The 881-nt window shown below is 63.0% G+C and carries 1 protein-coding gene; it reads left to right on the forward strand.

Annotated features, from left to right (window positions below):
- Positions 1-24: 24 nt before the first annotated feature.
- The coding region (locus AAGW05_RS18505; RefSeq protein ID WP_411806027.1) for a Mu transposase domain-containing protein at positions 25-881 on the forward strand (857 nt) is incomplete at its 3' end.

Raw genomic sequence — 881 nt, forward strand, 5'->3', positions numbered from 1 at the left:
TTCACGGCCGTGTATTCCCGGCACATGTTTGTCTGGCTCACCTACACCCAGACCCTGGCGGCAGTGATCGCCGGCTGCGAGATGGCCTGGGCGTTCTTTGGTGGTGTTTTCAAGGTCCTGATCCCGGATAATTTGAAGCCGGTGGTGACGGCTGCGGAGCCGGTAAACCCACGTTTCTCCACGGGCTGGTTGGATTACGCCGCCCATGCAGGGTTCGCCACTGACGCCGCCCGAGTGAGAGCACCAAAAGACAAATCCAAGGTCGAGCGGGTGGTGCAGTATGTGCGCGGTAATTTCTTCGCCGGCGAGGTCTTTGCCGACCTGGAGGACGCGCAGGTGCGGGCGGTGTTCTGGTGCCAGGAAAAGGCTGGGATGCGTGTTCACGGCACGACGCAGGCCCGCCCGGCGGAGGTCTTTGCCGCAGAGGAAGCCCCTGCGTTGTTACCGGCACCGGCAGACTACGATGTGCCCGAGTTCAAGGATGCCAAGGTGCACAGTGACCACCATATCGAGATCGGCAAGGCGTTGTATTCGGTACCCGGGGACTACATTGGCTCCCAGGTCGCTGTGCGTGCCGATAGTGAGCTGGTGAAGATCTACCACCGCGGGCAGCTGATCAAGACCCACCCGAGGATGCGGCCAGAGACTCGCTCCACCGACGCGGCGGATCTGCCCGAACACAAGAGTGCTTACGCGCTGCGGGATATCACCAAGCTGATCGGGCTGTGCGCCGGGCACGGGGAGAACATCGGCATCTACGCCGAACGAATCCTGGATGACCCACTGCCCTGGACCAGGATGCGCGCCGTCTACCGGCTCATCGGCCTCGTTCGCCAGTACGGTGCGGCCGCCGTGGAGGCGGCGTGCTCGAAAGCCCTGGA

The sequence above is a fragment of the Arthrobacter sp. LAPM80 genome, from assembly GCF_046736435.1.
Lineage (GTDB): Bacteria > Actinomycetota > Actinomycetes > Actinomycetales > Micrococcaceae > Specibacter.